Genomic DNA, 21,852 nt, shown 5'->3' with positions numbered 1-21,852 from the left:
GGGCGGCACACAGGATCGCACGCGGCCCCCGGCGGCCGCGTGCCGAGGCGCCCCGCGGCCCCCGTCCGGGTCAGCGGCCGCGTCGCAGGCGGCCGGCGAGCAGCCGCTGGATCTGCGCGGCCTCCCGCACGTCGAGCAGCAGGACGATCCCCACGTAGATGATCGTGCCGGCGGTCAGCGCGCTGCCGACGCTGACGATCTGGGCGGGGATGCTGCGCCCGAGGACCTCGTCCAGGCCCCACCACGTCCAGTAGGCCAGCAGCCCGAACGCGACGGCGGCCCCGACGATCTTCGCGATCGCCACCGCGGTCTCGCGGACCTCGAGGCGGTTGTCGAGCTCGCGGCGCAGGCAGTACATCTGCGCGGCGGTCATGAACGCGCTCGACGCGACCGTGCCCGCGACGATCCCCGGGATCCCGAACGGCCCGTAGAGCGCGGCGCTGACGACGACGTTGACGAGCAGGTTCAGGCCCGCGAGCTTCGTCGTGATCCACGGCCGCTGCAGCGAGAAGAACGTCCGCGTCAGCAACAGGTTCACGCCGCTGAACGGCAGGCTGAACGAGAACCAGAACAGCGCGCTGGAGACGAGCTTCGTGGAGTCCGGTCCGAACTCGCCGTGCTCGTAGACCAGCCGCGTGATCGGGGTCGCGAGCGCGATCGTCGCCGCGGCCGCGGGCACGAGCAGCAGGAAGATCTGGCGGAAGCCGTTGGCGGTCAGCGCGCGCAGGCCGTCGTGGTCGCGGCGCGCCGCGAAGCGGCTGAGGGCCGGGTACAGCACGGTCGCGACCGCGACGCTGAACATGCCCTGGGGCAGCATGTAGATGCGGAACGCGGCGTCGATCGCGCGCGGCGCCTGCTCGCTGACCAGCGCGCCGAGGAACGAGTTGATGAGCAGGTTGAAGTTGATCAGCCCGAGCCCGATCGTCACCGGCAGCATGAGCTTCAGCACCTGGCGGACCCGCGGGTCGCGCCAGCGGAAGTTCGGGGCGATGTTGAAGCCCATCCGCCGCAGTGCCGGGACGGCCATGGCGACCTGGACGACGGTGCCGACGAGGACGCCGATCGCGTAGGCGTAGAGCTCGTCGTCGCCCGCGAAGAACGGCTTCGTCGCGACGAGCAGGACGAGGATCACGATGTTCCAGATCAGCGGCGACAGGGCCTGGATCGAGAACTGGTCGTAGGCGTTGAGGATCCCGACGAGCAGGCCGTTGATGCCCAGCAGCAGCACGATCGGGAACAGGACGCGGCTGAGGCCGACCGTCAGCTGGTCGAGCTCGCTGGTGAACTCGCCGCCGGTGAACAGCGGCATCAGCCACCCCGCGCCGAGCATGAACAGCGCGGTGATCGCCCCGAGCACGCTGAGCACGAGCCAGAACAGCGTCGACGCGAGCCGGAACGCGTCCTGCTTGCGGTCCTGCTCCAGCAGCTCGGTGAAGACCGGCACGAAGGCCGCGCTGAGCGCCGCGTCGGCGAAGAGGCTGCGCACGACGTTCGGGACCTGGAAGGCGATCGTGAACGCCGAGAAGGCGCCACTGGTCGCGAAGTAGCTGGAGGCGACGATCTCGCGGATCAGGCCGGCGATGCGCGACAGGCCCGTCAGGGCGCTGAACAGCAGCGTGTTGAGGGCCATGGCGCGACCGCCGCCGCCGGGCTTGGCGGGGCTCGGCGGGGGACCGTCCTGTGCGGGGACCTGGGGCGTCACGCGCCGGGAGACTACGGACCGCTATCATCCGCCGCCGCCCATGGCCAACATTCACTCTCAGAAGAAGCGCATCCTGCGCGCCGAGCGGGAGCGTCTCGAGAACCGTCGTTACACGACGAAGATCAAGACCTACTTCCGTCGCCTCGAGGCCGCCGTCGCCGCCGGTGACGACGCGACCGCCGACACCGAGCACCTCGAGCTCGTCCGCACGATCGACAAGGCCGTCAAGCGCGGCGCGCTGCACAAGAACACCGGCGCGCGCAAGAAGAGCCGCGCCGCCCGCACCCGCGCGGGCCAGCCCGCCGCGTAGCGCACCCCGGTCGCCCCGCGCGATCGTCGGTCCAGGCCCGCCCCACCGGCGGGCCTTTTCGCGTTCCCGGACCGCCTCAGGCCGCCCGGCCGGTGATCCGGCCGATCGCCAGCAGCGCCGAGGTCTCCTGGTCCAGCGTGCTGCCCCCGCGCGTGTCGAGCTCGAGGTCGGCGAGCGTCTCCAGCGCGACGCGCAACCGGTCGGGGTCGGCGCCGCGCGCCTCCTTGATCCGCTTGTCCGCCGCCCACGGGCTGCCCTTGAAGCCGGCCTTCACCTGCGCCGGCGAGGCGCCGGCGGCGAGCTGCTGCGCGATCCCCAGCACCTCGCGGATGCGCTTGGCGATCATCGGGACGAGCCGCGGCAGCGACTCCCCCTGCTCGCGCAGCGCGAGGTACTCGCGAACCGCGCGGCGACCGTCCCCGCCGGCGACCGCGTCGACGAACCCCCAGATCTGCGTCTCCGAGGAGGAGGCGGCGAGGACGCGGACATCGTCCTCCCCCAGGCGCGCGCCGCGGCCGTGGTAGAGCGCGAGCTTCTCGAGCTCGCGGACGAGACGCTGCTGGCGCTCCCCGACCTCGCCGACGAGCGTGGCGGCGGCGACCCCGTCGAGCTCGATGCCGTGGCGGCCCGCCTCGCCGCGGACCCACGGAATCATCTCGCGGCCCTTCACCGCCGTCTCCGCGCGCACGACGCCGCCGGCGGCGGCGACCGCCTTGCCCAGCGACGCCGGGACCTTCGCGCGACCGTCCTCGCGGCCGAAGAACGCGACCGTGGTGTCCGGGCCGATCGCGGCGAGGACGGGCACGAGGTGCCGCTTGACGGCGTCGTCCTTCCAGCGCTCGACGCCGTCGACGACGAGGAAGCGGCGCCCGGTCGCGAACGTCATCGCGCAGAGGGCGCCGGCGACGATCTCCGGCTGGGCGTCGTCGCCCTCGTAGAGCTCGATGCCGCCGCTGTCGGACTCCGCCTCGGCGCGGGCGCGCAGTCCGGAGCGGCGCTCGGTGATGCGACCGTGGTCGTCCCCGTGGATGAGGTAGGCGGGCTTCCAGACGGCGGCGGGGGTGCTCACCGCTCCCAGGATAGGCCGCGCCCCGGATGCGCCGCCGGGCGTCAGCGCAGCGTGCGGACCAGCGGTCCGCCGGCGCGCACGTCGACGACGACGGTGCCGTCGCGGTCGGTGCGGCGGACCGCCAGGCCCGGCCGGGCCGCGAGCGCCCGGACGGTGTCCGGGTGGGGGTGCCCGAAGCGGTTGCCGCGGCCCGCGCTGACGACCGCCAGGTACGGGTCGACGCGCTCCAGCAGGCGCGGGAGGGCGTCGTCGGCGCTGCCGTGGTGGCTGACCTTCAGCACGTCGGCGGCCCGCAGGTCGGGCAGGCCGAGCAGGACCGCGGACTCCGCGTCGGCGGGCAGCAGCGCGCGGAACGCGCCGGCGACGAGCTCGAGCACGATCGCCCGGTCGTTGGGGTCCTCGCCCGCATGGCGCGCCGCGGGCTCGGCCACCGGGGAGAGCACCCGCAGCGTGATCGGCCCGGCGCGCACGAGCTGGCCGCGGTCGGGTGGGCGGCGCGGCACGCGGCGTGCGCGGGCGGCCGCGACGAGCCGCGGCCCCTGGGCGGAGGGCTGTCCGTCACGGCCGTCGAGCACGAGCCCGACCGGCAGCGCGTCGAGCACGGCGGGCGCGCCCCCGTCGTGGTCGTCCTGGGCGTGCGTCACCACGAGGACGTCCAGGCGCCGCACCCCGAGCTGCGCGAGCCGCTCGACCACGCCCCCGTCGGGCGGTCCGGCGTCGACGAGGATCGCGTGGTCCCCGTGCTGGACGAGCGTCGCGTCGCCCTGCCCGACGTCGAGGAACGCGAGGCGCAGCCCGGCGGGCCGCGCGAGCACCGCCTCGGGGCGCGGGGCGAGCGCCAGGCCGAGCGCGACGAGCGCGAGCAACAGGCCCGGCGTGGCGGCGCGCACCCGCGGCCAGCGGATCGCGGCCAGTCCCAGCCCGCACACGGCGGTGACGAGCGCAGCCGGGACGGCGGCGGTCGCCCCGGGGATCGCGGCGGCGCGCACGCCGACGGCGACGAGCAGCTCCAGCGGCAGCGCCGCGAGCGACGCGACCTGCGCGCCGATCGCGGGCAGGCCCTGACCGAGCGTGGCGGCGACGAAGCCCGTCCACATCACCGGGGCCACGAGCGGCGCGGCCAGGACGTTCGCCGGCAGCGTGACGAGCGACGTCTGACCGAAGGTCAGCGCCAGCAGCGGGGCGGTCGCCAGGGTCGCGGCGACCGTGGTGGCGAGCGCGTCGGCGAGCGGCCCGGGGACGCGGCGGCGCACGAGCGCCGCGCGCAGCGGCGGCGCGGCGACCAGCAGGCCCAGCACGGCCAGGAACGACAGCCGCCAGCCGACGTCGCCGGTGGCGCGCGGGTCGAGCACGAGCGTCGCGGCGGCGGCCAGGAGGACCGCGTACCAGCGCGACGCCGGGCGGCCCGCGAGCGCCGCCACGAGGCCCGCGGCCCCCATGACCCCGGCACGCTGGATCGAGGGCCCGGCGCCCGCGAGCGGCACGTAGAGCGCGACGAGGACCAGGGCGACCCCAAGGCGCGCGGACAGCGGCAGCCCGAGCGCGGCCCCGACGAGCAGGACGAGCGTGGCGAGCAGCACGACGTTCTGGCCGCTGGCCGCGACGAGGTGCGCGAGCCCGGCGTCGCGCAGCGCGTCCCGCAGCCGGTCGGGCAGGCCGCTGTCGTCGCCGAGGACCATGCCGCGCAGCAGCGCGCCCGCGTCGGGACGCAGCGCGGCGACCAGCGCGGCCTGCGCGCGGTCGCGCACGCGGTCCAGCGCGCCCGGCACGCCACCGCGGCGGCGTCCGGTCGGCGCGACCGTCGCGGCCCGCAGGACCGCGTGGGCGCGCAGCAGGCGGGCGTGCCGGTCCGCCGGGGCCAGCCGCCCCCGGATCGCGAGGACCGTGCCGACGGTCGGCGCCGGCCCCTGCGCCGGCCCCGGCAGGCGCAGCAGCACGGGCTCGCCGCGCAGCCGCACGAGCGCGGTGCGCGAGCCGCGCGCCCCGGTCCGCACGGGGGCGAGCAGGACGACGTCCTGCACGACCGTGAGCCCGGCGCGCGCCGGCCCGGCGAGCGCGGTGCGCTCGAGCGCCGCCGTGCGCGCCTGGGCGACCCAGGCCCCGCCGAACGCCGCCACCACGACGAGGGCGACGAGCGCCCGCCGTCCCGCGAGCAGTGCGGCGAGGACGACCGCCGCGACCGCGGCGGCGAGCGGGCCGCCGGCCAGTCCCGAGACGACGGCGAGCAGCGCGACGTGCCGCGGGTGCGCGAGGAGCGCCGCCCGCATCACACGCGGACCCGGTCGCGCAGCGCCTCGAGCCGCTTGGGGCCGATGCCGGGCACGTCGCCGAGGTCCTCGACGCTGCGGAAGCCGCCGCGCCGAGTGCGCTCGTCGAGGATCTTCTGGGCGGTCGCCGGACCGACCCCGTCGAGCGTGTCGAGCTGCTCGAGTGTCGCCGTGTTGAGGTTCAGCGGCACCCCGGGCGCCGTTCCCGCGGGCCCGGTCGCCGCCGCCACGCCGGCCGCCGCGGTGCCCGCGCGGGCGGGCACGAGCACCTGCTGGCCGTCGGCGACCTTCGCGGCGAGGTTCACCTGGTCGAGGTCCGCGCCCCCGCGACCGCCGCCCGCCCGCCGGACCGCGTCCCCGACGCGGTCGCCCTCGCGCAGCCGATAGACGCCCGGCCGGCGCACCGCCCCGGCGACGTGCACGACGACGCGGCGACCGGCAGGCGTGCGCACCGCGGGCTCCGCGGACGACGTCTCCGCGCTGTCCGACGGGTCGCGGCCGCCGGCGGTCGCCGGGGCGGCCGGGGCCGCGGGGTCCGGCAGGACCTGCGGGCGCAGCGCCCGGGCCCCGAGCAGCGCGACCGCGGCGACGACCAGGACGTACAGCACGACCTGCGTTCGCGGCACCTCGGTCACGCGCACGCACGCTAGGCGCGACCGTGTGACGGCGCAGCACGGGACCGTGACGGTCCCGTGCCGGTTCAGCGCACGACGATGTTCACGAGCTTCCCGGGGACGACGATCTCCTTGACGATCGTCTTCCCCTCGAGGTACGGGGCCAGCTTCTCGGAGCCCAGCGCGAGCGCCTTCAGCTCCTCGGGCGTCGCGCTCGACGGCGCCTGGAGCCGGTCACGGACCTTGCCCTGCACCTGGCAGACGAGCTCGAACGTGTCCTCGTCGAGGAAGTCCGGGTCGGCGGCAGGCCACGGCTCCTCCCACACGCGATCGCCCGTCAGCCGCTCGTAGGCGTCCGAGGCCGTGTGCGGCGCGAACGGGAACAGCAGCGACGCGGCCGTCGCCAGCGCGAACCGCAACGGCCCGGGCGACGGCGAGCCGACGTTGTAGGCCCGCGAGCACTCGTTCGTCAGCTCCATCACGGCGGCGATCGCCGTGTTGAACGCGAACCGGCCCGCCATGTCGGCGGTGACCTTCTCGATCGCCCAGTGCGCCTTGCGCATCAGCGCCAGGTCGTCCCCGGACAGCTCGTCGGGCACCGGGTGGTCGGGCAGCTCCTGCGCGACCGTGGCCGACAGGCGCCAGAGCCGCGTGAGGAAGCGGTGGACGCCGCCGACGCCCTCGATGTCCCACTTGGCGTCCTGGTCGGGCGGGCCGATGAAGAGGACGTAGCAGCGGGCCGTGTCGACCCCGAACTCCGCCGCGATGTCCCGCGGCGAGACGACGTTGCCGCGCGACTTCGACATCTTCTCGCCGTCCTCCCCCAGGATCATGCCCTGGGTGAACAGCCGCGAGAACGGCTCGTCGTGGGAGACGTGGCCGAGGTCGTGCAGCGCCTTGACGAAGAACCGCGCGTAGAGCAGGTGCAGGATCGCGTGCTCGACGCCGCCGATGTACTGGTCGACCGGGGACCACTGGGCGACGATCCGCGGATCCCACGCGGCCTCGTCGTTGCGCGGGTCGCAGTAGCGCAGGAAGTACCAGGACGAGTCCACGAACGTATCCATCGTGTCGGTCTCGCGGCGGGCCGGACCGCCGCACGTCGGGCAGGTCGTCGCGACCCAGTCCTCGGCCGCCGCCAGCGGCGACCTCCCCTTCGGCGCGTAGTCCTCGACGTCGGGCAGCTCGACCGGGAGCTCGTCCTCCGGGACCGGCACGATCCCGCAGGCGTCGCAGTGCACGATCGGGATCGGGCAGCCCCAGTAGCGCTGGCGCGACAGCAGCCAGTCGCGCAGCCGGTAGTTCACCGACTGGTGGCCCTTGCCCTCGCGGTCCAGCCAGTCGACGATCGCGCGCAGCGCCTCGCGGTTCGGCGTCCCGTCGAAGTCCGGATGCGAGTTCACCAGCGGACCGTCGCCCGGGTAGGGCAGGCCGTGCTCGTCACCGCCGTCCTCGGGCGTGCCCTCGACGACGCGACGGATCGGCAGGTCGTACGCGGTCGCGAAGTCGTAGTCGCGCTGGTCGTGCCCGGGGACCGCCATGATCGCGCCGGTCCCGTACTCCATCAGCACGTAGTCGGCCACGTACATCGGCAGCTGCTCGCCGTTGACCGGGTTGGTCACCGTGCGGCCGAGGAACACGCCCGTCTTCTGGCGGTCGGCGTCGCCGCGCTCCTCCTTGTCGCGGGTCAGCGAGCGGTTGACGTACTCGCGCACCGCCTCCTCGTTGCCGCTGCCCTGCGCGAGCCGCTCGATGTCCGGGTGCTCGGGCGCCATCACGAAGAACGTCGCGCCGAACAGCGTGTCGGGCCGCGTGGTGAAGACCGGGTAGTCGATGCCGAGGTCCTCGCAGCGGAAGTTGACCTCGGCGCCCTCGGAGCGGCCGATCCAGTTGCGCTGCATCGTCTTGACGTGCTCGGGCCAGTCGATCGTCGACAGGTCCTCGACGAGCCGGTCCGCGTAGTCGGTGATGCGGAAGAACCACTGCTCGAGCTGGCGGATCTCGACCTCGTGGCCGCAGCGCTCGCACCTCCCGTCGACGACCTGCTCGTTGGCGAGGACGGTGGCGTCGTTGGGACACCAGTTGACCGCCGAGTCCTTGCGGTACGCGAGGCCGTGGTGGAACAGCTGCAGGAAGATCCACTGCGTCCAGCGGTAGTACGTCGGCTCGTGCGTGCCGAACTCGCGCGTCCAGTCGATCGAGATGCCCCACTCGCGGAACTGCCGCTGGAAGGAGGCGATCGACTTCGCGGTGCTGTCGCGCGGGTGCTGCCCGGTCTTGATCGCGTTGTTCTCCGCGGGCAGGCCGAAGGCGTCGTAGCCCATCGGGTTCAGCACGCGCTTGCCGGCGCGGCGGTGGAAGTGCGCGACCGCGTCCCCGACGGAGTAGACCTTCAGGTGGCCGATGTGCGGCTCCCCGGAGGGGTACGGGAGCATGACGAGCACGTAGCTCTTCTCCCGGTCGTCCTCGTCGTTTCCGACCTCCCAGGTGCGCTCGGTCTCCCAGATCTCCTGCCAGCGCGGCTCGATCTCCGACGGGGTGTAGGTCAGCTCGGTCATACCTGCGCTCAAGAATAGGCTTCGCGGGGTGACGGACCTGCTCTCCCCCACGGCCTTCGACGTCCACGTCTCCGAGGTTCGGACCGGGGTCTCCCTGGCCTACGTCCGGGAAGGGGTCGGTGGGTACCCGCTGCTGCTCGTCCACGGGTGGCCGGAGACCAAGCGGATCTGGTGGCGGAACATCGCGCCGCTGGCCGCCGCGGGGTTCGAGGTGATCGTCCCCGACCTGCGCGGCTTCGGGGACAGCGGCATCCCCGACGACGGGTTCCACGACCTCGCCGCGCACGCGCGGGACCTCCACGCGCTCGTGCACGACGTGCTGGGACATCCGCGGTGCTCGACGGTCGGGAGCGACCTCGGCGGCGGCGTGATCCAGGACCTCGGGCTGCGCTTCGACGGGTTCGTCGAGCGGCAGGTCCTGTTCAACTCGATCCTCCCGAAGCTGCCTGTGGAGTACGAGGCCGCGGGGCTGTCGAACGAGGTGTCGCCGCAGGTGCGGGCGGCGGCGGACTACTACGTCCGTCAGGGGCGGGACGCGGACGGGCTCGCAGCCGAACTGGACACGCCGGAACGGCGCCGGGCGTACGTCGCGCAGTTCTACGGGTCCCGCCTGTGGGGCACGCCGGGCGGGTTCCGGCGCGCGGAGGTCGACTTCATGACCGAGCCGTTCGCGTCCGCGGAGCACCTGCGCGCCGGGTTCGGGAACTACGAGAGCGGCATCGGGGCGCTTCGCGTCTCCGAGAAGCCGCGGTGGTTCGAGGTCTCCGACGTCCCCACCCTCGTCCTGTACGGGCCCGACGACCACGTCATCTACCCGGACTTCATGGAGCGCTGCGAAGTGGCGTTCCGCGACCTCGTCGGGCCGTTCGTGGTGCCGCGTGCCGGGCACTTCCTGCAGTGGGAGCGCGCGGACCTGCTGAACCGCACCGTGACCGCGTTCTTGCGGGATCGTCTCTGAGGCGGTCGTACCCTGTGGCTGTGACCCAGCCGGGCGACTCCGCGAGCCTGCCTGCCCGCGTGCAGGCCATCATCGACGCCGCCGAGCAGGCGGCCGCCGAGCTGCGCGCCGAGACCGAGCAGCGCGTCCGCGAGCGGATCGCCGAGGCGGACCGCGCGGCCCAGCACCGGGTCGACGCCGCCGAGGAGGAGGCGAAGGAGATCCTCGCCCAGGCGCGCGAGCAGGCGCGCAACATCGTCGGCGAGGCGCGCGTCGCCGCACGCGAGGTCATGGACCGCGGGGAGCGCGCCAGCCGCGAGCTCGAGGAGATGGGCGGTTCGCTGCGCCGCAACGCGCAGACGATCCTGCGCGACGTCCAGCGCACCCACCGCGAGCTCGTCTCGCAGCTCGACGCGGCGACCCCGGACGGCCCGCAGCCCGCGCGGTCGCTGCCCGCCGCCCCGGCCCGTCCCGGGATCGTCGATGCCGAGGCGCTCCAGCCGATCCGCGCCTCGCGGCGCACCCCGTCCTCCGACGACACCCCGGCGCTCGACCCGGCGGACCTGCCCGCCGAGATCGAGATCCCGGAGTTCAGCCGCGACTACACGCCGCAGCGCCACCGTCGGCGTCGCTGACGCGCCCTTCACATCCGCTTCACGGCGGTCGCTCCCGGACCGTGAAGCATCCGGGGCATGACCGCTCCCCCGTCCCCCGGGCTGACCCGTCGGCGGCTGCTCGTCGCCGGCGGCGCCGCGCTCGCCGGTTCCGGCGCATACCCGCTCACGTCCGTGGCGGCGCGGGCGCGACGGAGCCCGCTCGCGCGCGCCGGGAGGTTCGGGAGCGGGGTCGCGGCCGGCCTGCCGACCGAGCGCGGTGCCCTGCTGTGGACGCGGCTGGACGAGCTCGGCGAGCGGACCGCCCCGGGCCGTGAGCGGCTGCGCTGGGAGGTCGCCGACGACCCGGGCTTCGGCCGCGTCCTGCTCGACGGCGTGGTCGACGCCTCGTCGCTGCGCGACGGCACCGCGCGCGTGCAGGTCGCCTCCCCGCGGCTGGAGCCCGGCCGCCCGTACTGGTACCGCTTCGCGACCCGCACGACGAGCTCCCGGATCGGGCGGTTCACGACGCTGCGCCCCGCCGACAGCGCCGAGCCGGTCCGGATCGCGTTCTTCTCCTGCCAGCGCTACGAGCACGGCTGGTTCACGCCGCAGGCGCTGCTGGCGCGCGACGACGTCGACCTCGTGGTGTCGCTGGGCGACTACCTCTACGAGGAGGACGCGACCCCGATCTCCCCCGAGCGCCGCGACATCTCCGGGCTGCCCAACGGGCACGTCGAGACGCTCGCGCAGTTCCGGGCCCGGCACCGCACCTACCGGTCGGACGAGCGGCTGCAGGACATGCACGCCGCGCACGCGGTCGTGTCGATCTGGGACGACTGCGAGGTCGAGGGCAACTGGGCCGGCGAGGGCCCGTCCTCCGGGCCCTCGCCCGTCGGGGAGCGGGCCGTCCCCTTCGCGGAGAAGCGGCGCAACGGGATCCTGGCCTACTTCGAGTGGATGCCGGTCCCGCGCCCGCGCGGCGTCGACCGCTTCAAGGTCTACCGCTCGCTGCGCCTGGGCCGGCACGCCGAGCTGTTCCTGCTCGACACCCGGCAGTACCGGGACCCGCAGCCGTGCGGGGACGTGAGCTTCGACTCCGGACCGCCGTGCGCGACCGTCGACGCACCGCGCAAGCGCCTCGGCGACGCGCAGAAGGCGTGGCTGAAGGACCGCGTCCCCGCCTCGGACGCGACCTGGAAGGTCCTCGGCAACGCGCAGATGATGATGGCGCTCGACGTCGCGCCCGGCCTGCCCTCCCAGGTCGACGACTGGGCGGGCTACGGCGCCGAGCGCCGCGAGGTCCTCGAGCACTTCCGCGCACGCGGCGTGCGCAACCTCACGAGCATCGTCGGGGACGTGCACAGCTACTTCGCCGGCGACCTGCACACCACGGGCCGGATCGACGGGCGGCGCGTCGGGACGGAGTTCGTCGGCGCGTCGGTGAGCCACCGGTCGCTGACGCTGCCCGGGCTGAGCAAGGACCAGTCCGACCTGATCACGGGCAACCTCACGCTGACCAACCCGCATCTGCGCTTCGCCGACTTCCGCCGTCACGGCTACGCGGTCCTCGAGGCCCGCGCCCAGGAGCTGCGCGTCGACTTCAAGGGCGTCTCGACGGTCCGGTCCCCGACGGCGGACCCCGTCGCGGTCGCGTCCTTCCGCGTCGCCGACGGCCGGCCGGTGGTCGAGCGCACCGCCTGACGCCGTCCGCCCTCGATGCGAACATGTGTTCGTGCATTCGGGAGACAAGGGCGCCGTCGCCGAGCTGAGGATCGCCGCCGAGGCCACGCGGCTCGGCGTGGTCGTGTCCCGGCCGCTCTCCGACGGGCGCCGCTACGACCTCGTCTTCGACGTCGCGCACCGGCTCTACCGCGTGCAGTGCAAGTGGGGCCGCCTCTGCGGGGACGTGATCGTGGTCCGGACGGGCACCTGCCGGCACTCCCCCACGCGCGGCTACGTGCGCACGACCTACGACGCGTCGGAGCTCGAGCTGTTCGCGGTCTACTGCGGCGCGCTCGATCGCGTCCTGCTGGTCCCGGTCGCCGAGGCGGGCGGCCACCACGAGCTCCGCCTGCGGATCGCACCCGCAAAGAACAACCAGCGCGTCGGTGTTAGGATGGCGGAGCAGTACGACCTGCCCGGGGCTATAGCTCAGCTGGAAGAGCGCGTGACTGGCAGTCACGAGGTCGGCGGTTCGAGCCCGCCTAGCTCCACTCGCACGAAGGCCGCCTGAACGGGCGGCCTTCGTCGTTCCCGGCGGTGCCCGTCCAGGAGGGACGGGCGCGCGGGTCAGGCGTCGGCGTCCGGCTCGTCCACGGCGGGGCCGCTGCCGAGCACGGCGGGATCGATCTCGATCCGCGGCACGTCGCCCCAGAGCTGCTCGAGCCGGTAGTACTCGCGCGTGTCGGGCGTGAAGACGTGCACGACGGCGTCCCAGTAGTCCATCAGGACCCAGCGGGACTCGGTCAGGCCCTCGACCCGCCGGGGGAGCATCCGGTGGTCGTCCTTGAGGCCCTTGTGGATGCTGTCGTGGATCGCCTTGACCTGGCGGTCGGTGTTGCCGGTGCACACGACGAACACGTCGGTGAACCCGCTGACCCCGCGGAGGTCCAGGGCGACGATGTCGGTCGCCTTCTTGTCCGCGGCGAGGCCGGCGATCGCCGACGCCAGGAGCGTCGGGTCCTCGAACGGCTGGTCGTCGGTCACGGCGTTGTCGGTGCTGGTGGGCGTCACGTCACCCTCCAGGGTAGGGGTTCCGCCGGTAGAACCCGCGCTCGTCGATCCGCCGCTCCACCGCGGCGGGCACGAGATGGCGGACCGTGCGGCCCTCGGCGAGCCGGCGGCGCAGCAGCGAGGAGGACAGGTCCATCCGCGGGACGTCGAAGAAGCGGACCCGCTCCGCGGCGCCCGCGAGGCCCGCGACCCGGTCCAGGACGTCCTGCCGCGTGATGCCCTCCCGCTCGGCCACCGCGAGGGTCGCGAGCGCCAGCACGCCCTCGGGCTCGCGCCAGGTCGGCAGCGACTGCGCCATGTCACCGCCGACGATGAACCAGCGCTCGTCCTCGGGACGGGCGTCCTGCAGGGCCCGGAGCGTCTCGACGGTGTACGACGGGCCGCCGCGCTCGACCTCCAGGGCGCTGACGCGCAGCCCCGGGTCGTCGGCGACCGCCAGCCGGCAGAGCTCGAGGCGCTCCTGCGGGCCCGGGTCGTCGGTGACGGTCTTGTGCGGCGGGACGAACACCGGCATGAGCACGACGTGGTCCAGGCCGAGCTGCTCGCGCGCCGACGCGGCGCAGACGAGGTGGCCGATGTGCGGGGGGTTGAACGTCCCGCCGAGGATCCCGACGCGGGCCACGCGCGCGGCCGGCCTACCCGCGGACGTGGCCGTCGCCGGTGACGACGTACTTGAAGGCGCAGAGCTCGCGCAGGCCGATCGGGCCGCGCGCGTGGAGCTTCTGGGTGGAGTTGCCGATCTCGGCGCCCATGCCGAACTCGCCCCCGTCGGTGAAGCGGGTCGAGGCGTTCACGTACACGCAGGCGGCGTCGACGCCCAGCTCGAACGCGCGCGCGGCCGCGGCGTCGTTCGTGACGATCGCCTCCGAGTGCCCCGAGCCGTGCCGGTTGACGTGCGCGATCGCCTCGTCGACGGAGTCGACGACGCCGACCGCCAGGGTGAGGGCGAGGAACTCGGTGTCCCAGTCCTCCTCGCCGGCGTCGAGCAGGCCGGCGGCGAGGTCGGCGCCCGCGAGCGCCCGGGTGCGGCCGTCGACGCGCAGCTCGACCCCGGCGTCGCGCAGGGCGCCGAGCGCGGCGGGCAGCACGGCCGGTGCGGCGTCGGCGTGCACGAGCAGCGTCTCCGCGGCGTTGCAGACGCCGGGCCGCTGCGTCTTGGCGTTGAGGACGATCTCGACGGCGGTCGCGACGTCGGCGGACGCGTCGACGAACACGTGGCAGTTGCCGGACGCGGCGTAGATGACGGGCACGGTCGCGACGCCCTTCAGCGCGTTCTTCAGGCCCTCGCCGCCGCGCGGGATGATCAGGTCGACGATGCCGGTCTGGGTGGCGAGCTCGGCGAGCTCCTCGCGCCCGCCGCCGGCGACGAGGCCGATCGTGCCGGCGGGCAGCCCGGCCTCCTCGGCGGCCTGCGCGGCGATCCCGGCGAGCACGGCGTTGGAGTGGGCGGCCGACGAGGAGCCGCGCAGCACGATCGCGTTGCCGGACTTCAGGCACAGCGCGGCGGCGTCGATCGTCACGTTCGGCCGGGCCTCGTAGACGACGGCGACGACCCCGAGCGGGACGCGGACCTTCTTGACGTCGAGGCCGTTGGGCAGGCGCTTGCCGTCGATGACCTCCCCGACCGGGTCGGGCAGCGCGGCGATGTCGCGGACCTGGGCGGCGATCGCGGCGACCCGGTCGGCGTCGAGCAGCAGCCGGTCCAGGAGCGCGGCGTCCAGGCCGTTCTCGCGGCCGGCGTCCATGTCGCGGCCGTTGGCCTCGAGGATCTCCGGCGTGCGGGCCACGAGCGCGTCGGCGATCGCGTGCAGCGCCCGGTCCTTGGTGGCGCTGTCGGTCGCGGCGAGCTGCCGCGAGGCCTCCTGCGCCGCGAGGCAGATGTCGGTGACGCTGCTGGTCGTCGTGGCCATGCCGGAAGGGTACGTCACCGGCCCCGGGCGGCCCGTGCGGTGCGCCTACCGCACGCGCACGGTGCTCGCGCGCCCGAGGCGGCCGCGCCGGTCGCGGCCGGTCACGGTGACGGTGAGGCGGCCGTCGTCGGCGCTGACGCCGGTGATCCGGACGCTGCGGGAGCGGCTCCCCAGGACGCGGGCGAGCGTGCGGCCGGAGCTGCGCCCGCGCACGCGCACGACGTAGCCGGTGGCGCGGGCCGCGGCGCGCCAGCGCACGGTGACCGCGCCGCTGGTGCGCCGTGCGCGCACGCCGCGGACGGTCGCGGGCCGCTGCGGTGCGGGCGCGGTGTAGGTCGCGACGACCGGGGCGCTCAGCGGCAGGTCGCCGCGGCTGACGAGCGCGACGATCTGCCGGCGGCCGCCCGGGCCGTCGGCCGGGGTGAACGCCAGCGTGCCGCGGTCCCCGGTCGCCGTCCCGAGCGAGGCGACCGCGGCGCGCGCGCCCTGCTCGGAGAAGCGCACGACCGCCCCGCCGCGGTCGGCGATCCGGTAGCGCAGGACGCGGCGGGCGCCGCGGCGCGTGACCGTGGCGGTCACCTTCACCGGCTTGGCGTCCCGGGCCACGAGCAGCTCGGTGATCGCCGGGGAGTCCGGGGCGGGCGCGACCGTCCAGACGCCGGGCTTGGGGTCGTTCAGGACGACCAGGGTGCGGGCCGCGTCGGGCAGCGGCAGCGCGACGGCGGGACCGGCGAAGGAGCCGGTGGTGCGCGCGTCGGCCGGTGTGACCGTGGCGCCGTCGGGCCCGATCAGCGTCACCGCCGGGCTGCCGGCCGCGGCGTTCAGCTCGACGTTCTGGATCTTCGTGCCCGCGGTCACCGTGAACGTGCGCCCCCCGGGGACCTGGCGCGGGGCGAGCCGCAGGCCGGGCCGTTCGATCGTGAAGGCCGTGAGGTCACAGCCGACGCCGATCCGCACGCCCGAGGGGATCGGCTTGTCGAACAGGTAGCCGACGTAGGCGCCGGCGCCCGCCACCGTGTAGCAGGCCCCGAACCCCTTGTTGGAGATCGCGGCGCGCGAGCCGGTCGCCGGGAGGAACCCGGCGAGCTCGACGTCGGCGCTGCCCTTCGCGCCGAACTGCCCGCGGCGGCCGTCGAGGAACCCCTCGATGCTGCCCTTGACGCGGACGGCCTTGAGGTCGACGTCGTAGCCGGCGGTGAGGTCCGCGTACCCGTCGGTGGTGGCCTGCAGCGCCGCGGTCGCGAGCGAGATCCCGGCGATGCTGCCGCGCCCGTCGAAGCGCAGCAGGACGCTGCCGCCGTCGATCGTGAGCGTGAGGTCGCCGTCGACGCCGACGGTGTAGGTGGACGGGGGCGCGATCGGGAAGGCGCCGAAGGAGGCCCCGACCTTGATCTGCACGGGGTCGAGCGCGAAGCCGCCGCGGACCTCGGTGAAGTACGTGTTCGGGGCGATGAGCACGCCGGGGAACGGCGGGCGGACGCGGAAGTCGCCCATCGTGAAGCGGCCGCCGACGAACGTGACGTCCGCGCCGAGCGCGGCGCCGCCGGGCAGGACGACGAGCGCCGCCCCGCGCCAGGTCTCGGTGCCGCCGCTGTAGGAGATCAGCAGGTCGCGGACCTCGAGCGGTCCGACCGGCGCCCGCTTGACCGCGAGCTTCACGCTGTCGAGCGTGACGCCCTTGCCGAGCTCGGCCAGGAGCGTGGCGTCGCCGGTGATGCCGCCGAAGGCGCCGGGGAGCGAGAGCTGGACCGGGATCCGCACGCCGGTCCTGGTCAGCAGGACCTTGATGCGCCCGGAGATCGGGAAGCCCGCGAGCTTCACGTCGGCGGGGTCGAAGTCCAGGAGCGTGCCGCCCTCGCGCGTGTCGGGGAACTGGATGTGCAGCTCCTCGTGCAGCAGCGTGACCTCGAGGCCGGCGCCGCGCAGCAGCACCCGCACCTTGCCGGTCGTGTCGAGGCGGGCGCGGCGCGGGTCGAGCAGGATCCGCACGCCGGGGTCCGGCCGCAGGATCAGGCCCATGAGGTCGACCTCGCCCTCGGAGACGGACGCCCCCGGGTACTTCGGGTCGACGCTCGGCAGCAGGCAGCCCTGCTGGGGGCGGATCTGCAGGTCGCCGACGCGCACGCCGTCGCAGCCCGCGGTCGCGCCGGGGATGCCGCCGCCGGCGAGCGCCCCGAGGCCGGGCACCCCGGTCGGGGAGAGCGTCCCGAAGGCGCTGAGGCCGATCGTGCCGCTGGTCAGGCCGGTCGGGTCCTTGCGGTACACGGTGACCCCTCCCCCGTCGGCGGCGGCCGCGGAGCGCAGGCCGTCGAACGCCCCCTGCGCGATCGCGGCGGTCCGGGGCGGCGACCAGGAGCGGCCGCCGTCGGTGGAGTCGCTGGCCAGCAGCGTCGTGCCGATCGCGTCGGCGAAGACGGCGTGGAGCGCCCCGGCCGGGTCCTGCGCGAGCTCGCGCTGGCTGCCGGTGGCGAGGTCGGGCAGCGCCAGCGGGACGGGCGCACCGACCGCACCGCCGGTGAGCGGGCGGACCTCGTAGGGGGCGCGCAGGCCCGCGCGGCTGAGCAGGAACGGCCCGCGGGGACCGCTCGCCAGGCGCGGCTCCTCGGCGCCCGGCACGACGGTGCTGGTCCAGGCGGCGGCGTCGGCGGGGTCGGCGCCCGCGGGCAGGCGGCGCACGATCGTGTTGCCGGACAGGTCGGCGAACGCGGCCACGGGCTGGTCGCCCTCGAGCGCCAGCGACCCGTCGTAGGCCTGGTCGCCGGGCCCGAGCAGCGCGGTGGCCCGCGAGTACTGGCCGGGGACGACCGACTGGAAGACCGTGCCGCCGGTCTGGGTGTCGGAGATGACCCCGAGCCGCGGTGCGGCCCCGCCGAAGACGACGGCGTCGCCCGACGCCTCCTGCGTGCCGACGATCGTCGGCGGGCTCCACGTCTGCCCGCCGTCGGTGGAGGTGTAGGCGTAGAGCGTGCGGTCGCGGGTCTGTCCGTCCGGGTGCTGCACGACGGCGGGGTAGCGGGAGGTGAGGACGACGAGCCCGTCGCCGACCTGGAGGATCCGCGGACCGGCGAAGTCCGCCGACGGCGTGAGGGCCGGGTCGAACGGCGTCGTGTTCGGGTTCGCGCAGGCGGTGGCGCCGCGCGGGAGCCGGCAGTAGGAGATCTGGTCGTTCCCGGGCGCCGGCGCGTTGGTGACCCAGACGACGTGGGCGGTGCCTGCCGCGTCGACGAGCACGTCGGGCTTCCAGCCGTCTGCGGAGAGCGCGACGGACGGCGGCGCGGGTGCGGGACCGGTGCGCGGGAGCGTCCGCGTGCCCTTGTACCCGGGGGTCGAGTAGACGCCGCCCTTCTGGACCGGGCGCTTGGCCGGCGAGCGCTGCGCGTCGGCGGCCGGGACCACGCAGGCGGCTGCGGTCGCGACGGCGAGGAGGACACCCGGGAGACGGCCGCGCCCGCGCGCCGTCGTGCGCTCGATCATGGGCGCGCAGCCTACTCGCGACAGGCGTCGCCGGAAAGGGGTGGATCCCTATCCGAGGACGAGGTAGTCCCGGTGGACCGCCTCGTCCGCGGCGCCGCCGAGCCGCTCGCGCACCGTCGCGGTCTTCTCCCCGGCGACCGCGGCCAGCTCGTCGCGGCTGAACGTGCTGATCCCCTTGCCCACCGGCTCGCCGGCGCGCGTGACGATCTCCACGGCGTCCCCGGCGTCGAAGCTGCCCTGCACCGCGACGACCCCGACGGGCAGAAGCGAGGCGGCGCCGTCACGCAGCGCGCGGGCCGCGCCGTCGTCGATGACCACGGTGCCGCGCGTCGGCTTGGCGTACTTCAGCCAGAGCTTGAACGAGGAGTAGCGGGCCGGCCGGGCGGCGAACCGCGTGCCCGCCCCCTCGCCGGAGAGGACGGCCTCCAGCGCGCCGGGCAGGATGCCGCTGCAGATCGTCGTCGGGATCCCGGCGGCGGTCGCCATCTCGGCGGCGACGACCTTCGACCGCATCCCGCCGGAGCCCAGCGCGCTCGTCTCGTGCCCGATCGACAGCGCCTCGAGGTCGGCGACGTCGGCGACCTCGCGCACGAGCGAGGCGTCGGGGTCGATCCGCGGGTTGGCGGTGAACAGGCCCTCGATGTCGGTGCACAGGACGAGCTCGTCGGCCCCGACGAGCACCGCGACCTGGGCCGCGAGGAAGTCGTTGTCGCCGAAGCTGATCTCGTCGGTCGTCGTCGTGTCGTTCTCGTTGATGACCGGCAGCACGCGCCACTCCAGCAGCTTGCGCAGCGTCTGGCGGGCGTTGAGGTAGTGCAGCCGCGCGCTCATGTCGAAGAACGTCAGCAGCACCTGCGCGGTCGTCACGTCGCGCTCACGCAGCAGCTCGTCGTAGACGCGGTAGAGCTTGCCCTGCCCGACCGCGCTGGCGGCCTGCAGGTCCTCGATCGCGGTCGGCCGGACCGGCAGGTCCATGATCCGCATCCCGCGGGCGATCGCGCCGCTGGTGACGAGCACGACGTCGTCCCCCGCCGCGTGGCGGTCCGCGAGGGCGGTGCAGATCCGCGCGATGACCTCCGCGCGCAGGGTTCCGTCGTTCTCGGCGACGACGCTGGATCCGAGCTTGACGACGGTGCGGGCCATGGGCGGCCGCAAGCTTACGGACCGGCCGGGTCGGGCCTCAGCCCGGGTCGAGCTCGAACACGACGCCGCCGATCTCGACGTCGTCGCCGGGCTCGAACCCCTGCTCCTCCAGGGCACGGATCACGCCCATGCGGTGGAGCTTGCCCTCGACGTGGTGCAGGGCCTCGTCGTTCTCGAGGTCGTGCCGGAGGATCAGCCGGTCGACCGCATCGCCGCTGACCCGCCACTCGCCCTCGCCGATCTCCTCGACGGTCCAGCCCTTGTTGCGCGCCGGCCGGAAGACGCGGTGCTCGGCGAGGTCCTGCGCGTCGGCGAGCCCGAGGTCGGGCGCGGTCTCCGGGGCGGCGAGCGGGACCCGGCGGAACAGCTCCTTGGCGAGGTCGTCGAGCCCGAGGTGGGTCGCCGAGGACGTGATGACCACCGGGGTGGCGACCTGCGGCGGCCGGTCGTCCCACTCCTCGCGCTCGGGCAGCTCGGCGGCGAACCGCTCGCGCCACAGCTCGGCGACGACCTCGGCGTCCTCGGGGGCGACGAGGTCGGCCTTCGACAGCGCCAGGATCCGCGGCAGCCGCGCCAGGCGCGGGTCGTGCAGGGCGAGCTCGCGCTCGATCGTCTCGTAGTTCGTCTCCGGGTCCGAGCCGTCGAGCGGCTCGAGGTCGAGGACGTGCACGAGCAGCCGCGTGCGCTCGACGTGCGCGAGGAAGTCGTGGCCGAGGCCGACGCCCTCGGAGGCGCCCTCGACGAGGCCGGGGATGTCGGCGAGGATCAGCTGCCGGCCGTCCGCCTCGATCGTCCCGAGCTGCGGCTCGAGCGTCGTGAACGGGTAGCTGGCGATCTTCGGCGCGGCGCGCGTCATGACGCTCAGCAGCGAGCTCTTGCCGGCGTTGGGGACGCCGACGAAGCCGACGTCGGCCAGCAGCTTCAGCCGCAGGTCGATCCAGCGCTCCTCCCCGGGCAGACCGAGCTCGGCGAACCGCGGCGACTGGCGGGTGGAGGACTTGAAGCGGCGGTTGCCGCGCCCGCCGAGCCCGCCCTCGGCGACGACGACGCGCCGTCCGGGGACCGTGAGGTCGTGCATCGTCCCGTCGTCGAGCCGGACCTCGGTGCCGGGCGGCACGCGGACCTCGAGCGTCGGCCCGTCGGCCCCCTCCCGCTGGGAGCCCTCGCCGTGACGGCCGCGCTGCGCCTTGTAGTGGGCGCTGCGCTTGAACACCTGCAGGTCGCGCAGCGAGTCGTCGCAGACGAGCACGACGTCCCCGCCGCGGCCGCCGTCGCCGCCGTCGGGCCCGCCCTGGGGCACGTGCGCCTCGCGGCGGAAGCTCATGCAGCCGTTGCCGCCGTCGCCGGCGTGAACGTGGATGCGGGCCTTGTCGTAGAGCATTGCGGGTAGAGGAGGATCCGCTCGGGCGGACTTCCCCGCCCCATCGTGACACGACGAAAGGTCCCCATGGCTTCCGACAAGGTCTTCCTCATCACCGGCGCGAGCTCCGGCATCGGCGCCGAGACCGCGCGCCTCGCCGCCGCGGCCGGCTACCGGCTCGTGCTCGGCGCGCGCTCCACCGACAAGCTCGAGGCGCTCGTGGAGGAGCTCGGCGGCACCGACCGGGCGATCGCCGTCGGCGTCGACGTGACCGAGTGGGACCAGGTGCAGGCGTTCGCCGCCGCGGCCCGCGACACGTTCGGCCGCATCGACGTCGTCTTCGCGAACGCCGGCTTCGGGGCGGCGCGCGGCTTCCGCAACGAGACGCCCGAGCACTGGAAGTCGATGGTGCTCACGAACGTCTACGGGTGCGCGCTGACGATCCGGGCGACGATCGATGACGTGGAGGCCAACCGCGGCCACTTCCTGCTGACCAGCTCGATCGCCGGGCGGCGGGCGCTCCAGGGCAGCCTCTACAGCTCGACGAAGTGGGCGGTCACCGGCATGGGCGAGTCGCTGCGCCAGGAGCTCAACGGGACCGGTGCGCGCGTCACGCTGATCGAGCCCGGCATGGTCGACACCCCGTTCTTCGACAACGGCGCCCCCGGCCAGGACGCGCTGCAGGCGGTCGACATCGCCAACGCGGTCATGTACGCGGTGACGCAGCCGCCGCACGTCGACGTCAACGAGATCCTCGTGCGGCCGACCGCCCAGGAGGGCTGAGCGGCCGCGCGGCGGCGGTCAGGCGCGCTTGAGCGCGCCGGCGAGCGCGAAGCTCGCCGCCGCCGCGCCGCCCGCGACGGCGATCATGGCGGGGTACTGGCGCGGCAGGCCGTCGCGCGCGGCGACGGTCGCGGCGCAGTCGACGAGGTCCGCGACCCCGCACGTGGCGACCCAGCGCGGGCCGACCTCGGGGTGCTCCAGGGTGTGCAGCGTGATCGCGCCGAGGATCGCGTCGCGGATCCCGAGGGCGCGGACGGCGACGTGGCCGCCCGGCGTGTCGGCGACGTCGCCGAGCCAGGCGCCGGTCGCCCGGCCGGGCGCGGCGACCATCGCCAGCCCGAGCGCGAGACGGCCCGCGGCGATGCCGCGGGCCAGGGTCTTCGGGGACAGCGCCAC

General features: G+C 74.7%; 17 protein-coding genes, 1 tRNA gene and 1 pseudogene. 7 read left to right on the top strand and 12 right to left on the bottom strand.

What is annotated here, in order from left to right; translation table 11 throughout:
* Positions 1 to 70: 70 nt before the first annotated feature.
* Positions 71 to 1,702, bottom strand: a complete 1,632-nt coding sequence (gene murJ, locus GKE82_RS00420) for a murein biosynthesis integral membrane protein MurJ (protein ID WP_107569978.1) — start codon at positions 1,700 to 1,702, stop codon at positions 71 to 73.
* Between the two features lie 40 nt (positions 1,703 to 1,742).
* On the opposite strand from murJ, the gene rpsT reads away from it, so the two are divergent.
* Positions 1,743 to 2,012: a 30S ribosomal protein S20 gene (rpsT, locus tag GKE82_RS00415; RefSeq protein WP_107569979.1), complete on the top strand. Its 270-nt coding sequence runs from the start codon at positions 1,743 to 1,745 to the stop codon at positions 2,010 to 2,012.
* A gap of 76 nt (positions 2,013 to 2,088) precedes the next feature.
* On the opposite strand, the gene holA is transcribed toward rpsT, so the two are convergent.
* From holA to leuS, 4 genes are all read right to left on the bottom strand, one after another.
* Positions 2,089 to 3,081: a DNA polymerase III subunit delta gene (gene holA / locus GKE82_RS00410; RefSeq protein ID WP_196188998.1), complete on the bottom strand. Its 993-nt coding sequence runs from the start codon at positions 3,079 to 3,081 to the stop codon at positions 2,089 to 2,091.
* A 41-nt stretch (positions 3,082 to 3,122) separates the two neighbouring features.
* Complete coding sequence (locus GKE82_RS00405) at positions 3,123 to 5,348, bottom strand: ComEC/Rec2 family competence protein (protein WP_154731983.1); 2,226 nt, start codon at positions 5,346 to 5,348, stop codon at positions 3,123 to 3,125.
* Positions 5,348 to 5,983, bottom strand: a complete 636-nt coding sequence (locus tag GKE82_RS27625) for a ComEA family DNA-binding protein (RefSeq protein WP_154731982.1) — start codon at positions 5,981 to 5,983, stop codon at positions 5,348 to 5,350. The genes GKE82_RS00405 and GKE82_RS27625 overlap by 1 nt, the downstream gene beginning before the upstream one ends.
* 65 nt (positions 5,984 to 6,048) lie before the next feature.
* Positions 6,049 to 8,520, bottom strand: coding sequence for a leucine--tRNA ligase (gene leuS, locus GKE82_RS00395; protein ID WP_154731981.1), 2,472 nt, complete (start codon positions 8,518 to 8,520; stop codon positions 6,049 to 6,051).
* A gap of 28 nt (positions 8,521 to 8,548) precedes the next feature.
* On the opposite strand from leuS, the gene GKE82_RS00390 reads away from it, so the two are divergent.
* The 5 genes and pseudogenes from GKE82_RS00390 to GKE82_RS00370 all read left to right on the top strand — a co-directional run bounded on the left by GKE82_RS00390 (position 8,549) and on the right by GKE82_RS00370 (position 12,266).
* Positions 8,549 to 9,478 (top strand): alpha/beta fold hydrolase, encoded by a 930-nt coding sequence (locus GKE82_RS00390; RefSeq protein ID WP_154731980.1) that lies wholly within the window; start codon positions 8,549 to 8,551, stop codon positions 9,476 to 9,478.
* Positions 9,479 to 9,498: 20 nt separating this feature from the next.
* A complete protein-coding gene (locus GKE82_RS00385; RefSeq protein ID WP_154731979.1) occupies positions 9,499 to 10,092 on the top strand; it encodes a DivIVA domain-containing protein in 594 nt (197 codons plus the stop codon).
* 57 nt (positions 10,093 to 10,149) lie between these two features.
* The gene (locus GKE82_RS00380) at positions 10,150 to 11,754 is read left to right on the top strand and encodes an alkaline phosphatase (RefSeq protein WP_154731978.1); all 1,605 of its coding nucleotides are present in this window, start codon (positions 10,150 to 10,152) and stop codon (positions 11,752 to 11,754) included.
* Positions 11,755 to 11,779: 25 nt separating this feature from the next.
* Positions 11,780 to 12,178 (top strand): annotated as a pseudogene (locus tag GKE82_RS31120) (group I intron-associated PD-(D/E)XK endonuclease); the annotation flags it as partial.
* A gap of 15 nt (positions 12,179 to 12,193) precedes the next feature.
* Positions 12,194 to 12,266 (top strand) — tRNA-Ala (locus GKE82_RS00370).
* A 76-nt stretch (positions 12,267 to 12,342) separates the two neighbouring features.
* Here the strand turns inward: GKE82_RS00370 and rsfS are convergent.
* From rsfS to obgE, 6 genes are read right to left on the bottom strand one after another with little or no spacing between them, the layout of a single operon-like run.
* A complete protein-coding gene (gene rsfS / locus GKE82_RS00365) occupies positions 12,343 to 12,786 on the bottom strand; it encodes a ribosome silencing factor (RefSeq protein WP_309233287.1) in 444 nt (147 codons plus the stop codon).
* 1 nt (position 12,787) lies between these two features.
* The gene (gene nadD, locus GKE82_RS00360) at positions 12,788 to 13,408 is read right to left on the bottom strand and encodes a nicotinate-nucleotide adenylyltransferase (RefSeq protein WP_107569987.1); all 621 of its coding nucleotides are present in this window, start codon (positions 13,406 to 13,408) and stop codon (positions 12,788 to 12,790) included.
* A 13-nt stretch (positions 13,409 to 13,421) separates the two neighbouring features.
* Complete coding sequence (locus GKE82_RS00355; RefSeq protein ID WP_107569988.1) at positions 13,422 to 14,696, bottom strand: glutamate-5-semialdehyde dehydrogenase; 1,275 nt, start codon at positions 14,694 to 14,696, stop codon at positions 13,422 to 13,424.
* A 45-nt stretch (positions 14,697 to 14,741) separates the two neighbouring features.
* A complete protein-coding gene (locus tag GKE82_RS00350) occupies positions 14,742 to 18,170 on the bottom strand; it encodes a sialidase family protein (RefSeq protein WP_154731977.1) in 3,429 nt (1,142 codons plus the stop codon).
* Positions 18,171 to 18,218: 48 nt separating this feature from the next.
* Positions 18,219 to 19,313 carry a glutamate 5-kinase gene (gene proB / locus GKE82_RS00345; protein ID WP_107569990.1) on the bottom strand — a complete coding sequence of 365 codons (1,095 nt, stop codon included), beginning with the start codon at positions 19,311 to 19,313 and terminating at the stop codon, positions 18,219 to 18,221.
* A gap of 37 nt (positions 19,314 to 19,350) precedes the next feature.
* Positions 19,351 to 20,694 (bottom strand): GTPase ObgE, encoded by a 1,344-nt coding sequence (gene obgE, locus GKE82_RS00340; protein WP_107569991.1) that lies wholly within the window; start codon positions 20,692 to 20,694, stop codon positions 19,351 to 19,353.
* Positions 20,695 to 20,760: 66 nt separating this feature from the next.
* Here obgE and GKE82_RS00335 point away from each other — a divergent pair, with 66 nt between their 5' ends.
* Complete coding sequence (locus tag GKE82_RS00335) at positions 20,761 to 21,456, top strand: SDR family oxidoreductase (RefSeq protein WP_154731976.1); 696 nt, start codon at positions 20,761 to 20,763, stop codon at positions 21,454 to 21,456.
* An 18-nt stretch (positions 21,457 to 21,474) separates the two neighbouring features.
* Here the strand turns inward: GKE82_RS00335 and GKE82_RS00330 are convergent, their stop codons facing one another.
* Complete coding sequence (locus GKE82_RS00330) at positions 21,475 to 21,852, bottom strand: hypothetical protein (protein WP_107569993.1); 378 nt, start codon at positions 21,850 to 21,852, stop codon at positions 21,475 to 21,477.

This window comes from Conexibacter sp. W3-3-2 (genome assembly GCF_009707605.1).
In the GTDB taxonomy this organism is placed as follows: Bacteria; Actinomycetota; Thermoleophilia; order Solirubrobacterales; family Solirubrobacteraceae; genus Paraconexibacter; species Paraconexibacter algicola.
Note: the sequence above shows the minus strand (reverse complement) of the source record. Positions and strands in the feature narration are given on the sequence as shown.

What these genes read in the sequence shown, in the direction of transcription:
- GKE82_RS00355 (WP_107569988.1), bottom strand. Translation starts at nt 14,696, where the DNA reads ATGGCCACGACGACCAGCAGCGTCACCGACATCTGCCTCGCGGCGCAG.
- leuS (WP_154731981.1), bottom strand. Translation starts at nt 8,520, where the DNA reads ATGACCGAGCTGACCTACACCCCGTCGGAGATCGAGCCGCGCTGGCAG.
- proB (WP_107569990.1), bottom strand. Translation starts at nt 19,313, where the DNA reads ATGGCCCGCACCGTCGTCAAGCTCGGATCCAGCGTCGTCGCCGAGAAC.
- GKE82_RS00335 (WP_154731976.1), top strand. Translation starts at nt 20,761, where the DNA reads ATGGCTTCCGACAAGGTCTTCCTCATCACCGGCGCGAGCTCCGGCATC.
- GKE82_RS00380 (WP_154731978.1), top strand. Translation starts at nt 10,150, where the DNA reads ATGACCGCTCCCCCGTCCCCCGGGCTGACCCGTCGGCGGCTGCTCGTC.
- rpsT (WP_107569979.1), top strand. Translation starts at nt 1,743, where the DNA reads ATGGCCAACATTCACTCTCAGAAGAAGCGCATCCTGCGCGCCGAGCGG.
- obgE (WP_107569991.1), bottom strand. Translation starts at nt 20,694, where the DNA reads ATGCTCTACGACAAGGCCCGCATCCACGTTCACGCCGGCGACGGCGGC.
- GKE82_RS00405 (WP_154731983.1), bottom strand. Translation starts at nt 5,348, where the DNA reads ATGCGGGCGGCGCTCCTCGCGCACCCGCGGCACGTCGCGCTGCTCGCC.
- GKE82_RS00350 (WP_154731977.1), bottom strand. Translation starts at nt 18,170, where the DNA reads ATGATCGAGCGCACGACGGCGCGCGGGCGCGGCCGTCTCCCGGGTGTC.